A 667-nucleotide genomic window follows, 5' to 3' on the forward strand; every position below is an offset into this window, starting at 1 on the left:
GACTCTGCCAGAGCCCTAGCTGGCTTATTTATTTTTAGTTGTAAGGGAGCGCTATATCACGCTCGCTTGCACGGTAAAGACATGTTTCATCAAACCATGCAGCAATTTGCTGCGCTGGTTCGTACTTAAGCGCTCAATAATTAGAGCCTATGCAATAGAACTAACGACGAGAGTATTATGAGCAATTCCCCATTATTTGATCCGATTGAGTTAGGCCCCCTTTCACTAAAAAACCGCATTGTAATGGCGCCAATGACACGTACCTTTTCTCCGGGCAATGTACCGAATGATTTAAACGTAGCGTATTACGCTCGCCGTGCAGAAAACGAAGTGGGATTGATTATTACCGAAGGCACCACGGTTGGTCATAAGGCTGCTAATGGTTATGCGCGCGTACCTTTTATGCACGGTGAAGAATCCTTAGCGGGCTGGAAAAAAGTGGTTGATGCAGTACACGCAAAAGGCGGCAAAATTGCCCCGCAGCTATGGCATGTCGGCTCAGTTCGTAAAGAAGGCATAGAGCCAGATACTTCTGTTCCTGGCCACAGCCCTTCTGGCTTATTTAAGCCGGGCAGAGAAAACGGCGTAGCGATGAATCAGCAAGATATCGATGAAGTCGTTGAAGCATTTGCGCAGGCTGCAGCAGATGCCAAAGCCATCGGTTTTG

General features: G+C 47.5%; 1 pseudogene. It reads left to right on the top strand.

The features are described 5' to 3' along the window. Window positions 1–177: 177 nt before the first annotated feature. Window positions 178–667, top strand: a pseudogene (locus A3739_RS26040) (12-oxophytodienoate reductase); the annotation flags it as partial.

It is taken from the genome of Oleiphilus sp. HI0067 (assembly GCF_001635735.1).